This is a genomic window from Bacillus cereus group sp. MYBK139-1 (assembly GCF_051916915.1).
GTDB lineage: Bacteria > Bacillota > Bacilli > Bacillales > Bacillaceae_G > Bacillus_A > Bacillus_A pacificus.
In genome coordinates this window covers 147,591-165,714 of sequence record NZ_JBQAHO010000002.1, presented here as the reverse complement: position 1 = coordinate 165,714, position 18,124 = coordinate 147,591, and the positions used below count along the sequence as shown (strand labels likewise).

The window sequence follows — 18,124 nt, the reverse complement described above, 5'->3', positions numbered from 1 at the left end:
ACACGAAAACTAAATACCGAACAATTGTAATATTTCAGATATTTCTCATTAGTTTTTCTTTTGTTTTTTCAAAAAAATTTGCAGGAATTTGGCGTTTTACGTAGAATTTTATGTGTTAGTTGACTGACCATATATACAATGTCAACTACCAATATTTTTCTATATGAATATTTGTTAAATTTCTGTAAAATTTAAGTAGATTAAAGCATGAATTTTATCATGTAGAGTACAATGGTAGTAACGACCTTCTTTCCTGAATGGGGTCAAAAAAACTAGTAGAGGAGTGGTTTTCTCTTGAAACCTACAACTACTCGTATGCTAACACGCATTAAATCAATTTATATGTACATCAATGAAAACGGAACGGTAACGACGAAAGACCTTGTAGATGAGTTCGGGATCACACCGCGAACGATACAACGTGATCTAAATGTGTTGCAGTTTAATGAACTCGTGTATAGCCCTTGCCGCGGTAAGTGGACAACAACAGGAAAGAAAGTGAGAATGACCTCATAACGAAAAATAATTGTATGTAAATAAATACATACCCCTTTCTAACTCATTAGAAAGGGGTCTTTTCTGCGCCTAAAAATAGCACTATTTCTCAGTATCTACTTGATATGTTTTTAACATCTCTACTTCTTCATCTGTTAGCTCACGGTATTGTCCAAGTTCTAGCTCTTCATCTAACACTAACGGTCCCATCTCTGTTCTCTTTAGGTAGACTACTTTTTTCCCTACCGCTTCAAACATACGCTTTACTTGATGGAACTTTCCTTCTGTAATGACAAGCTCGATTTCAGAAATATCATCGCTTTTTAATATTGTAAGTGCACCTGGCTTTGTTTCATAGCCATCATCTAAAATAACACCTTTAGCAAACTCTTTTACATCCTCTTCTGTTACTACTCCTGCAACGTGTGCATAATATTTTTTCGGCACATGCTTTTTCGGAGATAACAATTGATGTGATAACTTTCCGTCATTTGTTATTAATAAGAAACCTTCTGTATCAATATCAAGTCTTCCAACTGGGAACGGATTAAAAATCGCATCTTCTAACTCTAATAAATCTATTACCGTTTCATGATTATCATCTTCTGTCGCTGAAATAACGCCTTGTGGTTTATGCATCATTAAGTAAACAAACTCTTTATATTCCACAACTTCACCGTGAATCATAACTTCTTGTTCTTCTACATTTACATGAACCTTTGCATCTTTCACTGATATGCCATCAATTTTTACAACGCCGTCTTTCAATAATTTCTTTACTTCTTTTCTACTTCCATATCCCATATTTGCTAATAATTTATCTAATCTCACGTTTTTCACCTTCTTTATTTATCATAGAAAAGGGGACGTAATTACGCCCCTTTTGATTTCAACTTTATTTTGAATCTATTGCCAAGTTTACGTTGGATCTTCTCTAACGCTTCTCCGCCAAATACTCTTTCAAGTACTCCTGTGCGAATTGCTAACAATCCGTAAACAAGACCACCAATACTTGCACAAATCGCAACCGTAATAAGAGCACCCATTCGGCCATCAGGCGAAATCATGAAGGATAGAATCCATTGTGATAATTTCACAGTAACGACCATTACAAGTGTTAATACTGCAATTTGGAACGTTCTCTTATATACAACACCGAATGAATAGTGTGCGTATTTTTTAATTTGTCGATTTGTGTACCAAACAGAAGCTAGGAAACCAACAGCTGTTGCTAGAATCGCCCCTACTGTACCGAAATAACGAATAAAGATTACGTTACATACAAATTTCAAAATAACACCCATTATAAGTGCGATAATCGCATGCTTTTGTTGGTTAATACCTTGCAGAATTGCCGCTGTTACTGTAAATAAAGCAAATAACAACGCAACCGGTGCATACCACATTAATACTTGTCCACCTAATGGATCTGAATCGTAAAATGCAGTATAAATCGGATAGGCAAGTGATGAAATACCGACAACCGCTGGCAATGTTAAGAACATATTTGCCTGGAATGTTTGTGTAATTTGTAACTTTAAATAACGGTATTGCTTTTCAGTAAATGATTTTGTAATCGCTGGTACAAGTGTTAAACTAAACGCCGTCGCAAGTGATACAGGAATCATAATTAATTTATGCGTCCACATTGTGAAAATACCGAGTGCTCGCTCTGCAATATCACCTTGGCCAATTGCTTGCATAATTGAGTTAAATGTCAATGTATCAATTTGTTGATATAAAGGAATTGTTAACCCAATTACAACGTAAGGAATCGCATATGCAAATAATTCTTTAAATAATTGAACAGTACTCACTGTCGATTCTGGTACAGTTTGTTCAATTAAATATTGATCCAAATGTTTTTTACGTTTTAGCCAGTACCAAATGAGTACACCGAGCGCTCCAACTGCTGAAACGAACGCAGCAAATGTCGCTACCCCAACTGCTGTTGCAACTGTACCACCAAGTACTTTAATAACGATAAAACTACCCGCTAATAAAAAGACGATACGAATAATTTGTTCAATAATTTGCGAAACAGTAGTTGGTCCCATCGACTGGTGACCTTGGAAATAACCACGAATTAAACTTGCTGCCGGTACAACAATAAGCGCAAAACTTACAAGACGAATAATCGTCGTAACTTCTCCTATATTACTGTGTACACTTTGTTTACCAAGCATTGCTTCTGCAAACAACGGCGCCGTCATGTACAGTACTAGGAATGAAAGAACTCCTGTTACTATCATCATAACCATTCCCGAGCGGAACATTCTCCGGCTCGTTTTATAATCGCCAAGCGCATTATATTTGGAAACGAATTTTGAAACAGCAAGCGGCACCCCTGCCGTTGCAATACTTAAAAAGATTGTATATGGAATATATCCATATGTATAGAGCGTTCCGCCTTCTGTCCCTACTAATGCATGAAACGGAAAGACGTAAATCATGCCTAAGAACTTCACTAAAAATGTCCCTAACGTAACGATAAGCGTTCCGCGCAGAAATTTCGAATCGGACATACAAAAATCCTCCTACATCTACATAAAGTGAAACTTTAATCAGTGGGGTGTTCTTCCCCACTGATTATTAGTTGAACCAATCGGGCATTTAGGGGCAGTTAATCTCCCACCTACTTCTTTGACCTAAGCAAACTTTAAGGTGGGAGTCTTACTGCCCGTTAATGCGGGGTAAAGTGAAACTATAATAAATTGAACTATTCGAGCATTCGAGAACTATTAGACTTCCCCTAACGCTTAAGGTTTTAGTCCTATGGCCCACAAACAGCAGGATAGTGCTGAACTCTAACTTTTGTATTGTACCACAATTCTCTCCTTAAGCAGTACTTCACTCTATTTTTCTTTTAAGGGAAAACATGCTATTCTTTTAGGCAGGAAATGTAGAAAATGAGGTCGATATATTATGCATTATGATGTTATTGTCATCGGCGGCGGGCCTTCTGGGCTAATGGCTGCAATCGGTGCTGCAGAAGAAGGCGCAAGCGTCTTACTTCTTGATAAAGGAAATAAACTAGGGCGTAAACTTGCAATTTCTGGTGGCGGTCGCTGTAACGTAACGAACCGTCTACCACTTGATGAGATCGTTAAACATATACCAGGAAATGGCCGCTTCTTATACAGCGCTTTTTCTATTTTTAATAATGAAGATATTATTACATTCTTCGAAAATCTCGGTGTAAAACTGAAAGAAGAGGATCATGGCCGCATGTTCCCTGTTTCAAATAAAGCGCAATCGGTAGTAGACGCACTTTTAACACGATTAAAAGATTTAGGTGTAAAGATGCGTACGAATACACCTGTTGAAACGATTGAATATGAAAACGGTCAAACGAAAGCAGTTGTACTAAAGACTGGCGAAGTGTTAGAAACAAACCACGTCGTTATCGCTGTCGGCGGAAAATCAGTTCCGCAAACTGGTTCTACTGGAGACGGATATGCTTGGGCAGAAAAAGCTGGTCATACAATTACAGAATTATTCCCAACAGAAGTACCAATCCTTTCAAACGAACCATTTATTCAAGACCGTTCACTACAAGGACTCGCTTTACGAGACGTAAACTTAAGCGTATTAAACCCGAAAGGAAAAGCTATCATTTCTCACAAAATGGACATGCTCTTCACTCATTTCGGCTTATCTGGTCCTGCTGCCCTTCGCTGTAGTCAATTCGTTGTAAAAGCACTGAAAAAGTTCAAAACGAAGACAGTGCAAATGAGCATTGATGCGTTGCCAGAAGAAAATAGCGAGCAACTATTCCAGCGCATGCTGAAACAAATGAAAGAAGATCCGAAAAAAGGAATTAAAAACGTGTTAAAAGGTTATGTTCCTGAACGTTACTTCCTATTCTTATTAGAAAAAAATGAAATTGATGGCAGCGAGCAAGCTGGACAAGTTTCTCACGAAAAGATTCGTGCACTTGTGAAAGACTTTAAAGAATTTACTGTGAATGTAAATGGTACGCAGTCAATTGAAAAAGCATTCGTTACTGGCGGCGGTGTATCCGTTAAAGAAATTAATCCGAAAGAAATGTCTTCTAAATTTACGAACGGCTTATATTTCTGCGGAGAAGTTCTTGATATTCACGGTTATACTGGTGGTTATAACATTACATCTGCCCTTGTTACTGGTAGAATTGCTGGAACAACAGCTGGAGAAAACGCAAAAATGAAGTATTAAAAAAAGAAACAGGGATTCCTGTTTCTTTTTTTATAGGTACATGAAATTATATCGGCGATTCTACTACTTATATCGGCGATTTTTCAAATATATCAGCGATTCTGCAACTTATATCGGCGATTTTTCAAATATATCGACTTACCGACAAAAAACGACAAATATACGCTCCAGCTAACTTTCCATTGCTTTTTTGTTGCTTTATTTACCTTAGTACCTTTATATTTTATATTGTTGAATATTTGAAAAAGGGTAAGGGGAAAACATATGAGAAAAAAAGTCATGATGTCTTTAATGCTAATGACGTTTCTTTCTGCGGTAGAAGGAACGATTGTTAGTACAGCAATCCCTCGTATAACGAGTGATTTATCCGGCGTTGAACTTGTTAGCTGGGTTTATGCGATTTACATGCTTGCTACAGCGGTTTCAACTCCAATATATGGAAAACTTGCTGATTTATTCGGCCGTAAAAAAGTTTTACTCATTGGAGCTACAATCTTTTTAATCGGTTCTGCACTTTGCGGTGTCGTTACATCGATGGAACAATTAATCTTCTTCCGTGCGCTTCAAGGTATCGGTGCTGGTGCTGTTATGCCGATCACAATGACGATTATTGGAGACTTATATAGCGAAGCGAAAGACCGCGCAAAAGCACAAGGCTGGATGAGTGCTGTTTGGGGTGTATCTGGTGTTATCGGACCGTTAGTAGGTGGATTTTTAGTTGATTCTCTTTCTTGGCGTTATATTTTCTTCTTAAACGTTCCATTTGGAATTATTGCCTGCTTAATGATTGCCATTTACTACAAAGAATCTATTAAGCCTGCTAAACACCATATCGACTATCTTGGTGCAACAGTCTTCTCATTAAGTACGATTGCTCTACTATACGCGTTATTAACAGGTAGCAGTAAGCAAAACTGGGGAGACATAACAATTATCGGCCTATTAATCTTCGCCGTCGTTTCATTCATTATTTTCTTATTCATCGAGAAAAAGTCTCCGGAACCATTAATTCCGCTAGCACTTTTCTCTAACCGTACATTATCTACGATTAATATATTAACGCTTATTGCTGGCGCAATGATTATTAGTATTACGATGTACCTTCCAATTTGGAGCCAAGGTGTATTAGGAAAAAATGCGACAGAAGCTGGACTTATTTTAATGCCAATCCCTGTTATGTGGACATTTGGCGCTATTTTCTCTGGTAACTTAGTAGGAAAATTAAAAACGAAACAAATCATTTTACTTGGGGCTAGCATTTTATCAGTCGCTACGTTCTTATTATTTACATTATCAACAAACTCACCATCGTTCCTTATTTATGTAGCAGTCGGATTATTCGGCTTAGGAATGGGGCTTGTGACACCGATCTACATGGTAACAATTCAAGCAGCCGTACCAGCTCATACACGCGGAACAGCCGTTGGTTTAAACACATTTATTAATACATTTAGCCAAACATTAGGTGCTGCAATATTCGGTACAATCTTCAATACGATGATTCACGCACGTGGTATTAAAAACCTTGATCTTGTATCTGGCGGACATGGAGGTACTACAACAAACATAGTAACTGAATCGCAATCCGCATTAGCATCAAGTGTACACGTCATTTATATGAGCACTTTCGTATTAGCAGTATGTACATTAATTATCGCTTGGCTTTTATTAAAGCCAGCTACACAAACAAGTGAGCAATAAAAGAGGATGACCATTTCGGTCATCCTTTTTTACTCTTCATTCTCCACAATATGTTTCAACATGGACAATTTATTATCCCAAAAACGTTCATAATACGAGAGCCACTGTTGTAATTCCTCTAATGGTTCTGGATGCAAGCGGTATATCTTCTCTCTTCCGCTTTTTCTTCCGCTTACTAAATTCGCTTCTGAAAGAATATGAAGGTGCTTTACAACCGCAGTACGACTCATCGGAAAATGATCCGTTATTTTGGAAATCGGTAACTCTTTATCACTTAATAACCGTATTACTTCTCGGCGGGTTGGATCAGCAATTGCTTGAAACACATCATATTTCGCTGCTGATGAGGCCACTTAGCCTTCGACAACCTTTTTCAGTTTTTCATTTACAATCGCTACCCAGCCTCCGCTCATTCTATCGCGAATAATAGAGCTCTTCGCATTCGCTTTCGGAAGAATTTCATCAGGGTGTTTCCAGCCGCCGTGAATTAACGTAAATTCTGTTTTATTATCTCCTAGGTCTTTCAGATGAAATGAAACAACCCAGCCATCTGTATCCCATGAAAAAGATAGGTGATTTGGCTCATCGATTTCTAATACTTTACATGGTGATGGTCCAAATGGTGATTGTACATGAAATTCATGTCCTACCTCTAATACGAAATCATTTGGCATAAACCATGAGGCAATCCCTTCTGCAGTTGATACTACATTCCACACCTTTTGAATAGACGCGTTAAAAACGATCGTTTGTTTAATGTCAGTTAATGTATTTTGTTGTTCCATTTTCATTCTCCTTTATTCGGCAATCAAATATAACACCTTTTGGTTACACTTTGATAATATAACACCTTTTAGTTTCATGTCAACGCTAACTCTTTTTTACTGTTGAGAAATTCTCAACATTTTTTCAACAGGACAAACACCCTCTGAACATTCCCTCATAATATACTTACAAAGGCAACAAAAAATAAAAACTTCTCTCAACATGAAACTCCATCATTCATCTTGGAAGAAGCGCCTTACGTATATCGTGCGTATTTCGTCTCTCCTCCTTCCCTCAGGGACACTACGCGAGATATGAAAAATCAGAAGGAATATGCCCACCATTTGAGTAGGTAGTTATTTCTCTTCTCCTCAACATTTCCTTAGGAGCGAAATGACTACCGACTCACTTTTTTCAAACAAAAATAAAAAGGGGTTGAACGCTATGTTCTATTGCATTAACTGCTCTGACATTCACCATGAAAAACATCCGAATGATAAAGTATTCAAAAACGGTTTTTATATTGATCCATTTTTAGGTGATCGTTATCACCTTGGTATGTGTAAAGATGCCCAAAATCATCAGACAGGGGAGCCTCTTTTAACGACGAAGAAATTAGGCACAACCCAATCTATTATGAACGTATTACCGACACATGTTGTCCCAACATAAAACATAAAAAAGAGCTGGCTCACCCAGCTCTTTTTTATGTTTTATAAACGATCATTGCTGAAAAACAATAAATTTGGTTTTCGTCATCATTAATAGAAACACCTACTTGGTACTTAATATCTACAAAGTTACTATCATCAATTTTTTTCAAAAAAACATTTACAGCGTCTTCTAAGTCTTTTTCGTGACTTTCATCAAACACTTTCACACGAATCATGTTAACACCATCCTAGATCGCAGCCCTCCGCCGCTTGATTATTGCCACGGTGCGTATCTATGATGCGATAAAACTTTCCGTCTTCATATATATATCCGTCTTCTAACACATATTCTTTACCTTCAGTATAGACATAAAACTTACCTATCATAAATTTACTCGTATATAATTCCAAATAATCTGGCCTAAATTTAGCTACAACTTTATTTGTAATATCAATTTTTATTGTGCGCCCCACCTTCTCTCCCTCCTTTGCAAAGAACGGATTTAGGTATATTGTATTAGCGATTTTACATTTTATGCTTAAAAATAAGTGGATATGCCTCCTTTCTCCGCCTGTACTATTTTTCTAATAAAATCATCAATAAGTAAAAGCAAAAAAATATATAAAAGGAGCTTTTACTTATTGACTCAAATATAATTATTATGGTATTATATAAAATTTGACATTTTCGTTCACTTATGCTATCATTAAAGATGGTTACCACATATGGAGGTGGATGATTTGTTTCAAATTGGTGATAAAATCGTTTATCCAATGAACGGCGCAGGAGTCATCGAAGCCATTGAAGAGAAAGAAATATTAGGAACAACACGTCAATATTGTGTGATACGTATCATTAGTAAAGATATGCAAGTAATGCTTCCGATGGATCAATTACAAAAATCAGGTATTCGTTATATCGTAGATAAAGGTACGTTAAATGATATACTTCTTGAATTTCAAAACGGGGAATCAGATACATCACTTTCCTGGAAACAAAGATATACAATGAATATGGAAAAAATGAAAAACGGCAATCTGCAAGATAGTGCAGAAGTTGTTCGAGATTTACTTCGCCGCAATAAAGAGAGAGCTTTAAATGCGAGCGAAAAACAAATGCTAGATAACGCCCGAAAAATGATGATTAGTGAAGTTGCACTCGTACAAAATGTTTCTGAACATCAAGCAACAGAATATCTTCAAGACACAATTAATCACTAAATTTAAAATAGCTGGCCGCTATTTTTTTTTGTAAAAAAGGACGAAGAGCATTACCTCTTCGTCCTTTTCTATTACCCACGCCCAGCTTGAAACGATGGATATAACGTCATTCCACCATCTGCAAATAGCGTAATTCCAGTTACATAACTCGCCTCTGAAGAAGCGAGCCAAGTTGCTACCGCTGCAATTTCTTCTGGTTTTCCAATGTAGCCCATCGGTATCATACTTTCTACGTCAGCACGTTTTTTAGGATCAGCAAACTTTTCTGCATTGATCGGCGTATTAATTGCACCTGGTCCTATATTATTTACTCGAATACCTTTTGGCGCATATTCCATCGCTAACGTTTCTGTCATCAGTTTAATACCGCCCTTACTTGCTGCATAGTGTACGAATAAGGGCCACGGAATTTTCTCATGAACACTAGACATATTAATGACAGATCCTTTAATATCATGTTCTACAAAATATTTAATCGCTTCACGGCTTCCTAAAAAAGCACCTGTTAAATTTGTGTTAATTACCCTATTCCAATCTTCAAGCGGCATTTCATGCGATGGTACCGCATTTTCTATCCCCGCATTATTAATCATAACGTCAAGCGTACCAAACTCTTTTACAGCAGATTGAATGAGATTTACCACATCTGATTCGACCGTTACATCACCTTTTACAGCAATAGCTTCTCCGCCTACCTTTTTTATTTCTTCTAACACATCATTCGCTTCTGATTCTCGTGAGCGATAGTTAATCACTACTTTCGCTTTCTCCCTTGCAAACCTTACTCCCATCGCTCTTCCAAGACCAGTTGCTGATCCTGTAATAACGACAACCTTTCCTTCTAAGTCACTATACATTCCAATACCCCCTTTAACTTTTCGCTATCCCTAACATAATTCCAGCTGCGATAATAAAAACGATACCGACAACAATCCCTGTTAATTGGCGTTTCGTTTTTCTTTCACCTAATATAAGAATCCCGCCAAGCGTCGAAATAATAATTCCCATTTGCGATAGCGAGAAACTTGTTGCCACTCCGACACGCGGTTGCGAAATGAATAAAAACATATTTCCAGCTGCCCAAATTAATCCTGGAATAATATTTCGTATTGCATATTTATTAAATGGATGATGTTTAAAAGTAAGCAAAATCCCTCCTAACACCATACCAACTGCTTGTGGCAACAAAGCTGACCAACCATCTACGTTAAACAGTCTAATCACTACTACGTAAACTAAATAACCGACTGTTGAAATCAATAAAATGATAATGCCCCTTTTAAAATTGCCCGCTTGCTCTGCATTCTTTTCTTCTTCACTTTGAAGAGATGTTAAAATAACACCGATAATAATACAAACGAGAGCTAATACACCAAGGACGACTGATATTGTTGTGGACCACTCATGAAATACGATGACTCCAAATAAAGTTGTCGCAACTAATTGAAGTCCTGTTGAAATCGGCATCGTCCTCGAAACGCCCATTAAATCAATACTTTTTAATTGATTCGCCTGACCGAGAGCCCAAAATAAACCTGACACAATCCCTACTCCGATAACAGTAGGAGTCAATACTGGTTTCATAAAAATATAAACAACAATTGAGAAAATAAGTGCGCCAAACGTTGTACCGAGCGTTTGGCTATAAGGCCCTCCGCCCAGTTTCACGTTAAATAGCACAATACTTCCCCAAAATATAGCTGGTAAAATCGCTAAAAATATATCCATCGCTCATTACCTTTCTTTACTAAATGTCATAGGTTATCACTCTGAATCAGTAGAGTGAGCTTTTATTTTTTCTTTTTGACGTTCACAAACCTTTTCTGCAATAGCACCAGAAACATTCTTTTCCCGCTCCACTTTCTTTATCTTTACGTGATCTAAATGATCCTCCAAAGTAAGTGTAACTTTATCATTCGGCGGATTATGCGCACCTTGGAACGTAAGAAATTGTAGCGTAATTTCAAACCTAGGAACGAACTCACCGTTTTTGCCGAGACGCTTTATATTTATAACTGAAGCACATTCATATTGATCTTCTGTCACTTGCCTAATAACTGAATAGTACCTATTCGATAATGCACTCTCTAAAAGTTGTTCTCTTGATTCTTTCGCGAAAGAATCACTTGGAGAAGAGAAAAAAGCCACACATAATAGCATTGTCATAACTGCACATATTTTTTTCATAGTTCCCTCCTTGTTCTATACATTAGTGTTCTCAAAACTGCCATAAAAAAACGACTTTCCCTATGTAGGAAAGTCGTTTTAATAAATCCAATATTAACCACCGCTCACTGGTGGAATAAGTGCAACAACATCACCAGATTGAATCGTATCATCTTCATTTGCATATTCTTCATTAATCGCAACCATAATTGGTGCCGATACTGGTACATTATATTCAGTTGCAACAATATCTTTTAACTCTGCAACCGTAATATTTTCTTTCTCTATTTGTAATTCACTTCTTCCTACTTCTTCTTGCAAGTTCGCAAATAACAATACTCGAATCATACTTATAGCTCCTTCCCAGGCTCTCCCGCCGGATATGGCGTTTTTTCTAATTGATCGCCGATCCAAGAATCTCCATCTTCCCAAAACTCCTTTTTCCAAATCGGAACAATTTGTTTTATGCGTTCCATAATATATTCATTTGCTTCATAAGCCGCTTTACGATGCGGCGTTGAAACAGCCACAACAACCGCGATATCAGAAATTTGCAGTGTACCGATGCGATGTGTAATCGCAACGTGTGTACCTGGCCATTTCTCCTTCACTTCTGATCCGATTTTCTCTAGCATCTTTTCTGCCATCGTTTTATAAGCGACATATTCTAAGTATAATGTACGACGCCCTTTCGTAAACTCTCTAACCGTTCCAATAAATGTTGTAACAGCACCACATTCGCGGCGAATTACTCTCTTCGCTACCTCTTCAACCAAAATTTCTGTATCAATTACTTCATAATACGTATTTGTCATTTCGCACTGCTACTAAAAATATAGACAAATGTATATTCTTAGAGTATTCCCGCTTCTACGTGCCCTGCCTCGCTAATCACTTGCTACTACAGTTTGCTGTGACACTCCACAGGCGTAAATTCCGATGTAGCCCACCGTACATATATACAACCTATTTACGTTAGTATTGTATATTTTTTTGCTTGTAAAAGGTTGATTGACGCATTCAAATCTCTATCCATTACATTTCCACAATCACATGTATATACTCGGTCAGACAGCTTTAAATCCGACTTTTTTTGACCGCAACATGAACATATTTTAGAAGATGGATAGAATCTGTCCACTTGCCGTAGTTCAATTCCATATTCCCTACATTTCGTTGATAACCATGTTTTAAAAGCATAAAAACATTGTTGCGCTACAGCTTTAGATAGATGTTTGTTCTTCATCATACCTTTCACATTCAAATCTTCTACTGTAATAAACGTTGGCTTGGTTTTCACCACATCATTTACAATAGACTTTACATACGCTAATCGAATATTTGCTAGCCTAGCATGTAGTTGTTGCACCCTAAGAATATTTTTGTTTATATTCGCTCTTTTATTAGTAACAGGTTGTTCACCTCTCTTTCTTATATTTTCAAATTTGCGTGATAAAGAGCGTTGTTCACGTTTTAACCGTTTTTCTATCTTTTTTACTTGTACTGTTTTATTTATATTTTTGTGAGTTTTTCCATCGCTACGTACAGCGAAGTCTTTAATTCCCAAATCAATTCCTAGACCTACTGCATTGAGAGTTGCATTTGGTTTTACTTCTTTCACTTCACAGAGTATAGACACATAGTATCTTCCTGCTCTTTGATATACTGTACCACTTTTTACAGTTGTATTTTTTGAAATATATCCATACTCTTTTAACCTTATCCAACCAATTGTAGGGACTTTTACTCTATGTCTTTCTACTGTCCAATCTGTTTTGTTGTTTTTCGGAAAGTAGCACTTCACATCTTGCTTCTTCTTTTTTTTTATATCGTGGAAACTTAGATAAACCTTTAAAAAACCGCTTAAAAGCTTTATCTCCATTCATAATCGCTTGCTTTACCGCTTTGCTCGACACTTCTTTAATCCACTAGTCACACTCTTTTGTATGAATGTTGTTTAACCATTTGGAAAAGTCATAACCACTAAGAAATTTCCCCTCCGACTCATATACCTCTTTATTTTTAGAGATATACAGGTTATATACATATCGACACACCCCAATAGTTTGACGGATTTTACTAATTTGTTCAGTTGTCGGTTTGATTTCTATTAAATATGCTCTTTTCATAAGTCTTCATCCTCCGACATTTTCTTTTTGTATTTTCTCAACCCATATATTCTACAGCTAAATACATGAATGATAGATATTAAATCCTGAACAAGTTCTTCTTGAATACCCATATATTCCTTATACTGTTCTTCTGTATAGTATCTTCTTCCTTTTGGGTTTCGGTAAGCAGTTAAAGCACCTTGATTGTCCCACCTTCGTAATGTCTTAACAGAAACATTAAGAAGCATTTCTGAAAATTCTTTCGGTTTATATTGTTTCATAAGTACTTTTTATTATATATGCCTACTTTTGTCTATGTTTTTGTTTACTGTTTCTTTCTCCTTACCGTTTGTACAAACCAATCTATATACAATTCTTCTTCTGTTATATGAAATACTTTATATTCTTCTCGTAAGTTTGCAGGAGCATCATACCACGTAATAACTGCTACTATATTCTCTACTTTATGTAAAAGTTCAACGTCTTCCGCAGAACGAAGTAACACTACTTTCGGATAGCTCTCTTTTTTATAGCCCTCAATTACAATTGTATCTACTTCGAAAAACTCATATAAGCGAATAATTTCTTGCAAAGACCAGTTTTCTCTTAATGACGAAAGCGAAAGGAATCCAGCACCTTCTACACTACTAACAACAGCACCAGCCTTTCGGTGCCTTTCACTATCTTTTTGCGCTACTTCTGGAAACCCTCCGTGCCCGTGATGTTTAATGGTAGCAACTTTCATGTTTTGTTCAGCTAATGCATACACTACTTTCTCAACAAGTGTTGTTTTCCCGCTATTTTGATACCCTACTATTTGTAAGATTGAAGGGGCTTTGCCCATGGCCAATCACATCCCTCAGCGTGCTCTAACAATAATACAGACACTTTCATCCCTGCCTCAAAGCCTCTTGTTCCTCCAGGCAACACAATAAAAGCATTCGCATCTGCAAGTGAAGATACCGCACTCGATTTATCTAAACCGACTGGCATCGCTTGTAATGCCCCGTCCACGATTGTCACCTTTGCTCTTACAAAACGAGTAAACGGATTCGGCTTTGGAAAATCCTTTTGTAAAATAGCGTCTGCTCTATATACATGAGGTTCTTTCGCATACAAATATGTTTTTATAACCGGATGCACAAATAGCTCAAATCCTACGTAACAAGCTGATGGATTCCCTGATAAACCGAAAAGTAACTTTCCATCAACTTCAGCTACGGTCGTTACACTTCCTGGTCTCATCGCTATTTTATTAAAGAGTACATTCGCTTGTAATCTTTCATAAATAGCTGGCAAGTAGTCATAATCTCCTACCGACACACCGCCTGTCGTAATTAAAATATCAACTTCATCCATCGCTGATTGAACAGCTGTAAAACATGCATCCAACTCGTCGGCAAGTTGGCCATAATACCGAACTTTACCTCCGGCTTTCATAATTTGAGCAGCAATCATATAAGAGTTACTATTTCTAATTTTCCCCGGCTGTAACGACTCATGTACTTCTAACAATTCACTTCCTGTCGTCACAATACCAACAACAGGCTGTTTTACAACTTTCACAGTACTATATCCAAACGTCGCTAATAAGGCCGCAACACCTGGATTGATTGCAACACCTTTCTGAACGAGAACTTGATTTTGCTTTATATCTTCTCCTTTAAATGACACATTGTCACCACTATGAAACGGACGCTTTAACTTCATATATGTTTTTCCGTCCTTCTCAAAACCTTCCGTCAGCTCTAGCATTACGACTGCATTACAATCTGCTGGAATAGCTGCTCCTGTCATAATACGAACCGCCTGAAAAGATCCTACTGCATCTAGAAAAACAGACCCCGCTCCAATTTCTCCTATTACTTCAAACTCAATTGCATTCTCTTGATTTGCTTCTTTCGTATCTTCCGCTCGAATTGCGAAACCATCGTAAGGAGAACGATCAAAATGAGGAACGTCATGATCAGAGACAACATCCTCCCCAAGAATTCTCCCGTAACTTTCCGTAATAGAAATCTCTTCTACTTCACCAATTTTCGCGTATTCCATTACTCTCTCTACTGCCTCAGCAACTTGAATCGGAATTCGTTTTTCTACCATCGTTTCTCACCCCATATTTGCAATTTTTTTTATCTCGATTACACTTTATATATTAAATAGAAATTACTTCAAGGAGGAATTCCATGTCTTCATTCACACACTTTAATGACCAAGGACGCGCGAAAATGGTTGATATAAGCGACAAAAAAGCAACCGTTCGAACAGCAATTGCGTGCTCTAGCATTGTCGTTACAAAAGAAATTTACGATAAAATCTCTCATAATGAAATTGGGAAAGGTGACGTATTAGCAGTTGCACAAATCGCTGGTATTATGGCTGCAAAACGCACTTCTGACATTATCCCAATGTGCCATCCTTTATTATTAAAAGGTGTTGACGTTTCTTTCGATTGGAAACAATCCGATGAACAATATCGATTACTGATTGAAGTAAAAGTTAAAACAGAAGGTAGCACCGGTGTTGAGATGGAAGCTTTAACAGCTGCTTCCGCTACCGCTCTTACTGTGTACGATATGTGTAAGGCTGTTGATAAAGGTATGATTATTGGCGAAACGTACTTACTTGAAAAAACAGGTGGAAAAAGTGGAGATTATGCGAGAAAGTCTTAACCTTCTCCCTGTTGAACCTAAAGGATTTCCCTTTAGGTTCAACCTATATATCTTGCATATAAACGTTTTGCTACATTTATATCATTCGTCCCATGAATAAATGCTCTGCCATCTGTAAATAAAACAAAACGAAATTCTTCTACTAGAAAAGATACTAAATACGGAGTAGCTTTTACATCTACACTTCTTTGTAAGCGCTTTTTAATTTCTTCTAAATTAAATTCATTCCGCATACCTGGACGGATTTGTACTGTATTTCGTCCACATAACACTTCTGTTTTCGTTTGTGCTTCAAATGTTAAACTCGGATATGTACGTAATCTTCCGCAAGATAAACACGTTTCTTTTTTCTGCCTATTCACTTTAAATGCCATCTGTTGATTATTCCAGAGATCAAACGATAACATCGTTTCGCGAAGTGCCCCATAGTCTTCTACTAATATTTTCAGCGCTTCCGTTATTTGATGCGCAACTACTAATTGTACTGCCGGCTGTATAATACCAGCCGTATCACATGTTGCCCCGCTCGCCGGATGCTCCATTAAACAGCGAAAACACGGTGTTTTTCCTGGTACAATTGTATATGTTACGCCATAGCTTCCGACACAACCACCATATATCCACGGAATATTATACTTTTGTGAAATATCATTAATAAGAAGTCGCGTTTCAAAATTATCTGTCGCATCTAATATTAAATCTACACCATTCACTAGCTCTTCCATTTCTTGCACTGTTACATCCGTTACAACCGGATTTATTTCCACCTCAGAATTAATCGCTTTTAAATGCTCTGCCGCAGCTACCGCCTTCGGTTTATACTGCGTTGCGTCTTCTTCTGTATATAATTGTTGCCTTTGTAAATTGCTCCACTCTACATAATCACGATCCGCAATTGTTATTTTTCCAACACCTGCTCTAACAATCGCTTCTGCATTTGCTGCACCAAGAGCTCCCGCACCAATAATAAGCACATGCTTCTCTCTAATTTTTCTCTGCCCTTCTTCTCCAACACCAGAAAATAATATTTGCCTTGAATATCGCTCCTGCATACGATAGCCTCCTTCCTTATCCTCCTATATAAGACATTTCAATTTTCGGACGATTTTTTGCACTTTCTTCCGTCCGTTCATCTGAATACCTATCTTTTCTATTCATCCATACATCTTGTATAACGCTTACTAACTCCTCATCCGAAAGATTTCCTCTAAGAAGTTCCCTTAGGTCGAGTCCCTCTGTCGCGAATAAGCAAGTATAAAACTTTCCATCTGCTGAAATTCTCGCTCTCGTACAAGAGGAACAAAAGGACTCAGAAACAGAAGTAATAAAACCGACTTCAGTATTTGTTCCAACGTAACGATATCGCTTTGCAACTTCACCAAAATAATGCGCTTCAGCTGGCTCAAGCGGATACACGCGATGAATCATCTCAATTAGCTCTCGTTTCGTAACGACTTGATCAAAGTTCCATCCATTTGTACTACCAACATCCATAAACTCAATAAACCTAAGCGAGATTCCTTGCTCTTTAAAATACGTAGCCATTGGAAGTACTTGATGATCATTCATCCCTTTTTTTACAACCATATTTACCTTTATATCAAGCCCGGCCTCTTTTGCAGCCATAATTCCCTTTATAACAGGTTTCGTATTAATATTCCGGCCATTAATAGCCTTAAATACATCATCATCTATTGCATCCAAACTAACATTTACTCTATGTAATCCAGCTTCTTTTAATACTTTTGCTTGTTTCGTTAAATGAATTGCATTGGTCGTTAACCCTATATCTAATAGCCCGTCAATTTTTACGAGACGTGCAATAAGTTTTGTTACATCTTTACGAAGTAGTGGCTCGCCACCAGTAAGTCTAATTTTTCGTACACCGATACTAACAAATAATCTTGCCAATCGCTCAATTTCATCAAACGTCAGTAAAAACTCATCTTTCAAAAAAGCATAATCTGGCCCAAACACTTCCGCTGGCATACAATATGTACATCTAAAATTGCAACGATCAATGACAGATATACGCAAATCTTGAAGTGGGCGTCCAAAAAAATCTGTAACCATCTCCTGCATCGCCACCCTCCCTTTCTGCCAAATTTCTCTCTTTTCATTCTATTATAATATATTTTCGAAC

General features: G+C 37.3%; 22 protein-coding genes and 1 pseudogene. 6 read left to right on the top strand and 17 right to left on the bottom strand.

What is annotated here, in order from left to right:
* Window positions 1-294 precede the first annotated feature (294 nt).
* Window positions 295-516 carry a DeoR family transcriptional regulator gene (locus tag ACTFRS_RS11930; protein WP_000805512.1) on the top strand — a complete coding sequence of 74 codons (222 nt, stop codon included), beginning with the start codon at window positions 295-297 and terminating at the stop codon, window positions 514-516.
* 81 nt (window positions 517-597) lie between these two features.
* On the opposite strand, the gene ACTFRS_RS11925 is transcribed toward ACTFRS_RS11930, so the two are convergent.
* A complete protein-coding gene (locus ACTFRS_RS11925) occupies window positions 598-1,326 on the bottom strand; it encodes a pseudouridine synthase (protein WP_001234935.1) in 729 nt (242 codons plus the stop codon).
* Between the two features lie 41 nt (window positions 1,327-1,367).
* A complete protein-coding gene (locus ACTFRS_RS11920; RefSeq protein ID WP_242294857.1) occupies window positions 1,368-3,020 on the bottom strand; it encodes a putative polysaccharide biosynthesis protein in 1,653 nt (550 codons plus the stop codon).
* A gap of 400 nt (window positions 3,021-3,420) precedes the next feature.
* Between ACTFRS_RS11920 and ACTFRS_RS11915 the strand changes: the two genes are divergently transcribed.
* Entirely contained in the window at window positions 3,421-4,692 is a 1,272-nt protein-coding gene (locus ACTFRS_RS11915; protein ID WP_029440169.1) for an NAD(P)/FAD-dependent oxidoreductase, read from the top strand.
* A 264-nt stretch (window positions 4,693-4,956) separates the two neighbouring features.
* Window positions 4,957-6,393 carry an MDR family MFS transporter gene (locus ACTFRS_RS11910; RefSeq protein WP_242269729.1) on the top strand — a complete coding sequence of 479 codons (1,437 nt, stop codon included), beginning with the start codon at window positions 4,957-4,959 and terminating at the stop codon, window positions 6,391-6,393.
* 29 nt (window positions 6,394-6,422) lie between these two features.
* Here ACTFRS_RS11910 and ACTFRS_RS11905 read toward each other — a convergent pair whose 3' ends face one another.
* Together ACTFRS_RS11905 and ACTFRS_RS11900 are read right to left on the bottom strand one after the other, a co-directional pair.
* On the bottom strand, window positions 6,423-6,746 hold the full coding sequence (locus tag ACTFRS_RS11905) for an ArsR/SmtB family transcription factor (protein ID WP_087954060.1): 324 nt from the start codon (window positions 6,744-6,746) through the stop codon (window positions 6,423-6,425).
* The gene (locus ACTFRS_RS11900; RefSeq protein ID WP_000437775.1) at window positions 6,747-7,178 is read right to left on the bottom strand and encodes an SRPBCC family protein; all 432 of its coding nucleotides are present in this window, start codon (window positions 7,176-7,178) and stop codon (window positions 6,747-6,749) included.
* 424 nt (window positions 7,179-7,602) lie between these two features.
* Here ACTFRS_RS11900 and ACTFRS_RS11895 point away from each other — a divergent pair, with 424 nt between their 5' ends.
* The gene (locus ACTFRS_RS11895; protein ID WP_048551376.1) at window positions 7,603-7,830 is read left to right on the top strand and encodes a DUF3973 domain-containing protein; all 228 of its coding nucleotides are present in this window, start codon (window positions 7,603-7,605) and stop codon (window positions 7,828-7,830) included.
* Window positions 7,831-7,864: 34 nt separating this feature from the next.
* Here the strand turns inward: ACTFRS_RS11895 and ACTFRS_RS11890 are convergent, their stop codons facing one another.
* Window positions 7,865-8,047, bottom strand: coding sequence for a sporulation protein Cse60 (locus tag ACTFRS_RS11890; RefSeq protein ID WP_000621752.1), 183 nt, complete (start codon window positions 8,045-8,047; stop codon window positions 7,865-7,867).
* A gap of 1 nt (window position 8,048) precedes the next feature.
* The gene (locus ACTFRS_RS11885) at window positions 8,049-8,285 is read right to left on the bottom strand and encodes a DUF2553 family protein (protein ID WP_000533799.1); all 237 of its coding nucleotides are present in this window, start codon (window positions 8,283-8,285) and stop codon (window positions 8,049-8,051) included.
* A gap of 252 nt (window positions 8,286-8,537) precedes the next feature.
* Here ACTFRS_RS11885 and ACTFRS_RS11880 point away from each other — a divergent pair, with 252 nt between their 5' ends.
* On the top strand, window positions 8,538-9,032 hold the full coding sequence (locus ACTFRS_RS11880; RefSeq protein ID WP_080776417.1) for a CarD family transcriptional regulator: 495 nt from the start codon (window positions 8,538-8,540) through the stop codon (window positions 9,030-9,032).
* A gap of 71 nt (window positions 9,033-9,103) precedes the next feature.
* Here ACTFRS_RS11880 and ACTFRS_RS11875 read toward each other — a convergent pair whose 3' ends face one another.
* The 9 genes and pseudogenes from ACTFRS_RS11875 to moeA form a co-directional block, all read right to left on the bottom strand.
* Window positions 9,104-9,889: a glucose 1-dehydrogenase gene (locus tag ACTFRS_RS11875; RefSeq protein ID WP_138320943.1), complete on the bottom strand. Its 786-nt coding sequence runs from the start codon at window positions 9,887-9,889 to the stop codon at window positions 9,104-9,106.
* Window positions 9,890-9,902: 13 nt separating this feature from the next.
* Entirely contained in the window at window positions 9,903-10,760 is an 858-nt protein-coding gene (gene glcU / locus ACTFRS_RS11870; RefSeq protein ID WP_000350851.1) for a glucose uptake protein GlcU, read from the bottom strand.
* Between the two features lie 36 nt (window positions 10,761-10,796).
* Window positions 10,797-11,219, bottom strand: a complete 423-nt coding sequence (locus ACTFRS_RS11865; RefSeq protein WP_440024946.1) for a DUF3888 domain-containing protein — start codon at window positions 11,217-11,219, stop codon at window positions 10,797-10,799.
* A gap of 93 nt (window positions 11,220-11,312) precedes the next feature.
* A complete protein-coding gene (gene moaD, locus ACTFRS_RS11860) occupies window positions 11,313-11,546 on the bottom strand; it encodes a molybdopterin converting factor subunit 1 (RefSeq protein WP_242294806.1) in 234 nt (77 codons plus the stop codon).
* 2 nt (window positions 11,547-11,548) lie between these two features.
* Window positions 11,549-12,013 (bottom strand): molybdopterin synthase catalytic subunit MoaE, encoded by a 465-nt coding sequence (gene moaE, locus ACTFRS_RS11855; protein WP_000185927.1) that lies wholly within the window; start codon window positions 12,011-12,013, stop codon window positions 11,549-11,551.
* A gap of 155 nt (window positions 12,014-12,168) precedes the next feature.
* Window positions 12,169-13,327, bottom strand: a pseudogene (locus ACTFRS_RS11850) (RNA-guided endonuclease InsQ/TnpB family protein).
* A complete protein-coding gene (locus ACTFRS_RS11845; protein ID WP_000816197.1) occupies window positions 13,324-13,590 on the bottom strand; it encodes a MerR family transcriptional regulator in 267 nt (88 codons plus the stop codon). Before ACTFRS_RS11845 ends, ACTFRS_RS11850 begins: the two are co-directional and overlap by 4 nt.
* Before the next feature lie 44 nt (window positions 13,591-13,634).
* Complete coding sequence (gene mobB / locus ACTFRS_RS11840; RefSeq protein ID WP_139866399.1) at window positions 13,635-14,153, bottom strand: molybdopterin-guanine dinucleotide biosynthesis protein B; 519 nt, start codon at window positions 14,151-14,153, stop codon at window positions 13,635-13,637.
* Window positions 14,123-15,412: a molybdopterin molybdotransferase MoeA gene (gene moeA, locus ACTFRS_RS11835; RefSeq protein ID WP_016718704.1), complete on the bottom strand. Its 1,290-nt coding sequence runs from the start codon at window positions 15,410-15,412 to the stop codon at window positions 14,123-14,125. Before moeA ends, mobB begins: the two co-directional genes overlap by 31 nt.
* A gap of 83 nt (window positions 15,413-15,495) precedes the next feature.
* On the opposite strand from moeA, the gene moaC reads away from it, so the two are divergent.
* Complete coding sequence (moaC, locus tag ACTFRS_RS11830) at window positions 15,496-15,981, top strand: cyclic pyranopterin monophosphate synthase MoaC (RefSeq protein ID WP_000094140.1); 486 nt, start codon at window positions 15,496-15,498, stop codon at window positions 15,979-15,981.
* 38 nt (window positions 15,982-16,019) lie between these two features.
* Here the strand turns inward: moaC and ACTFRS_RS11825 are convergent, their stop codons facing one another.
* Window positions 16,020-17,033 carry a molybdopterin-synthase adenylyltransferase MoeB gene (locus ACTFRS_RS11825; protein WP_001158095.1) on the bottom strand — a complete coding sequence of 338 codons (1,014 nt, stop codon included), beginning with the start codon at window positions 17,031-17,033 and terminating at the stop codon, window positions 16,020-16,022.
* A 16-nt stretch (window positions 17,034-17,049) separates the two neighbouring features.
* Window positions 17,050-18,063 (bottom strand): GTP 3',8-cyclase MoaA, encoded by a 1,014-nt coding sequence (gene moaA, locus ACTFRS_RS11820; protein ID WP_139866398.1) that lies wholly within the window; start codon window positions 18,061-18,063, stop codon window positions 17,050-17,052.
* Window positions 18,064-18,124: the final 61 nt, after the last annotated feature.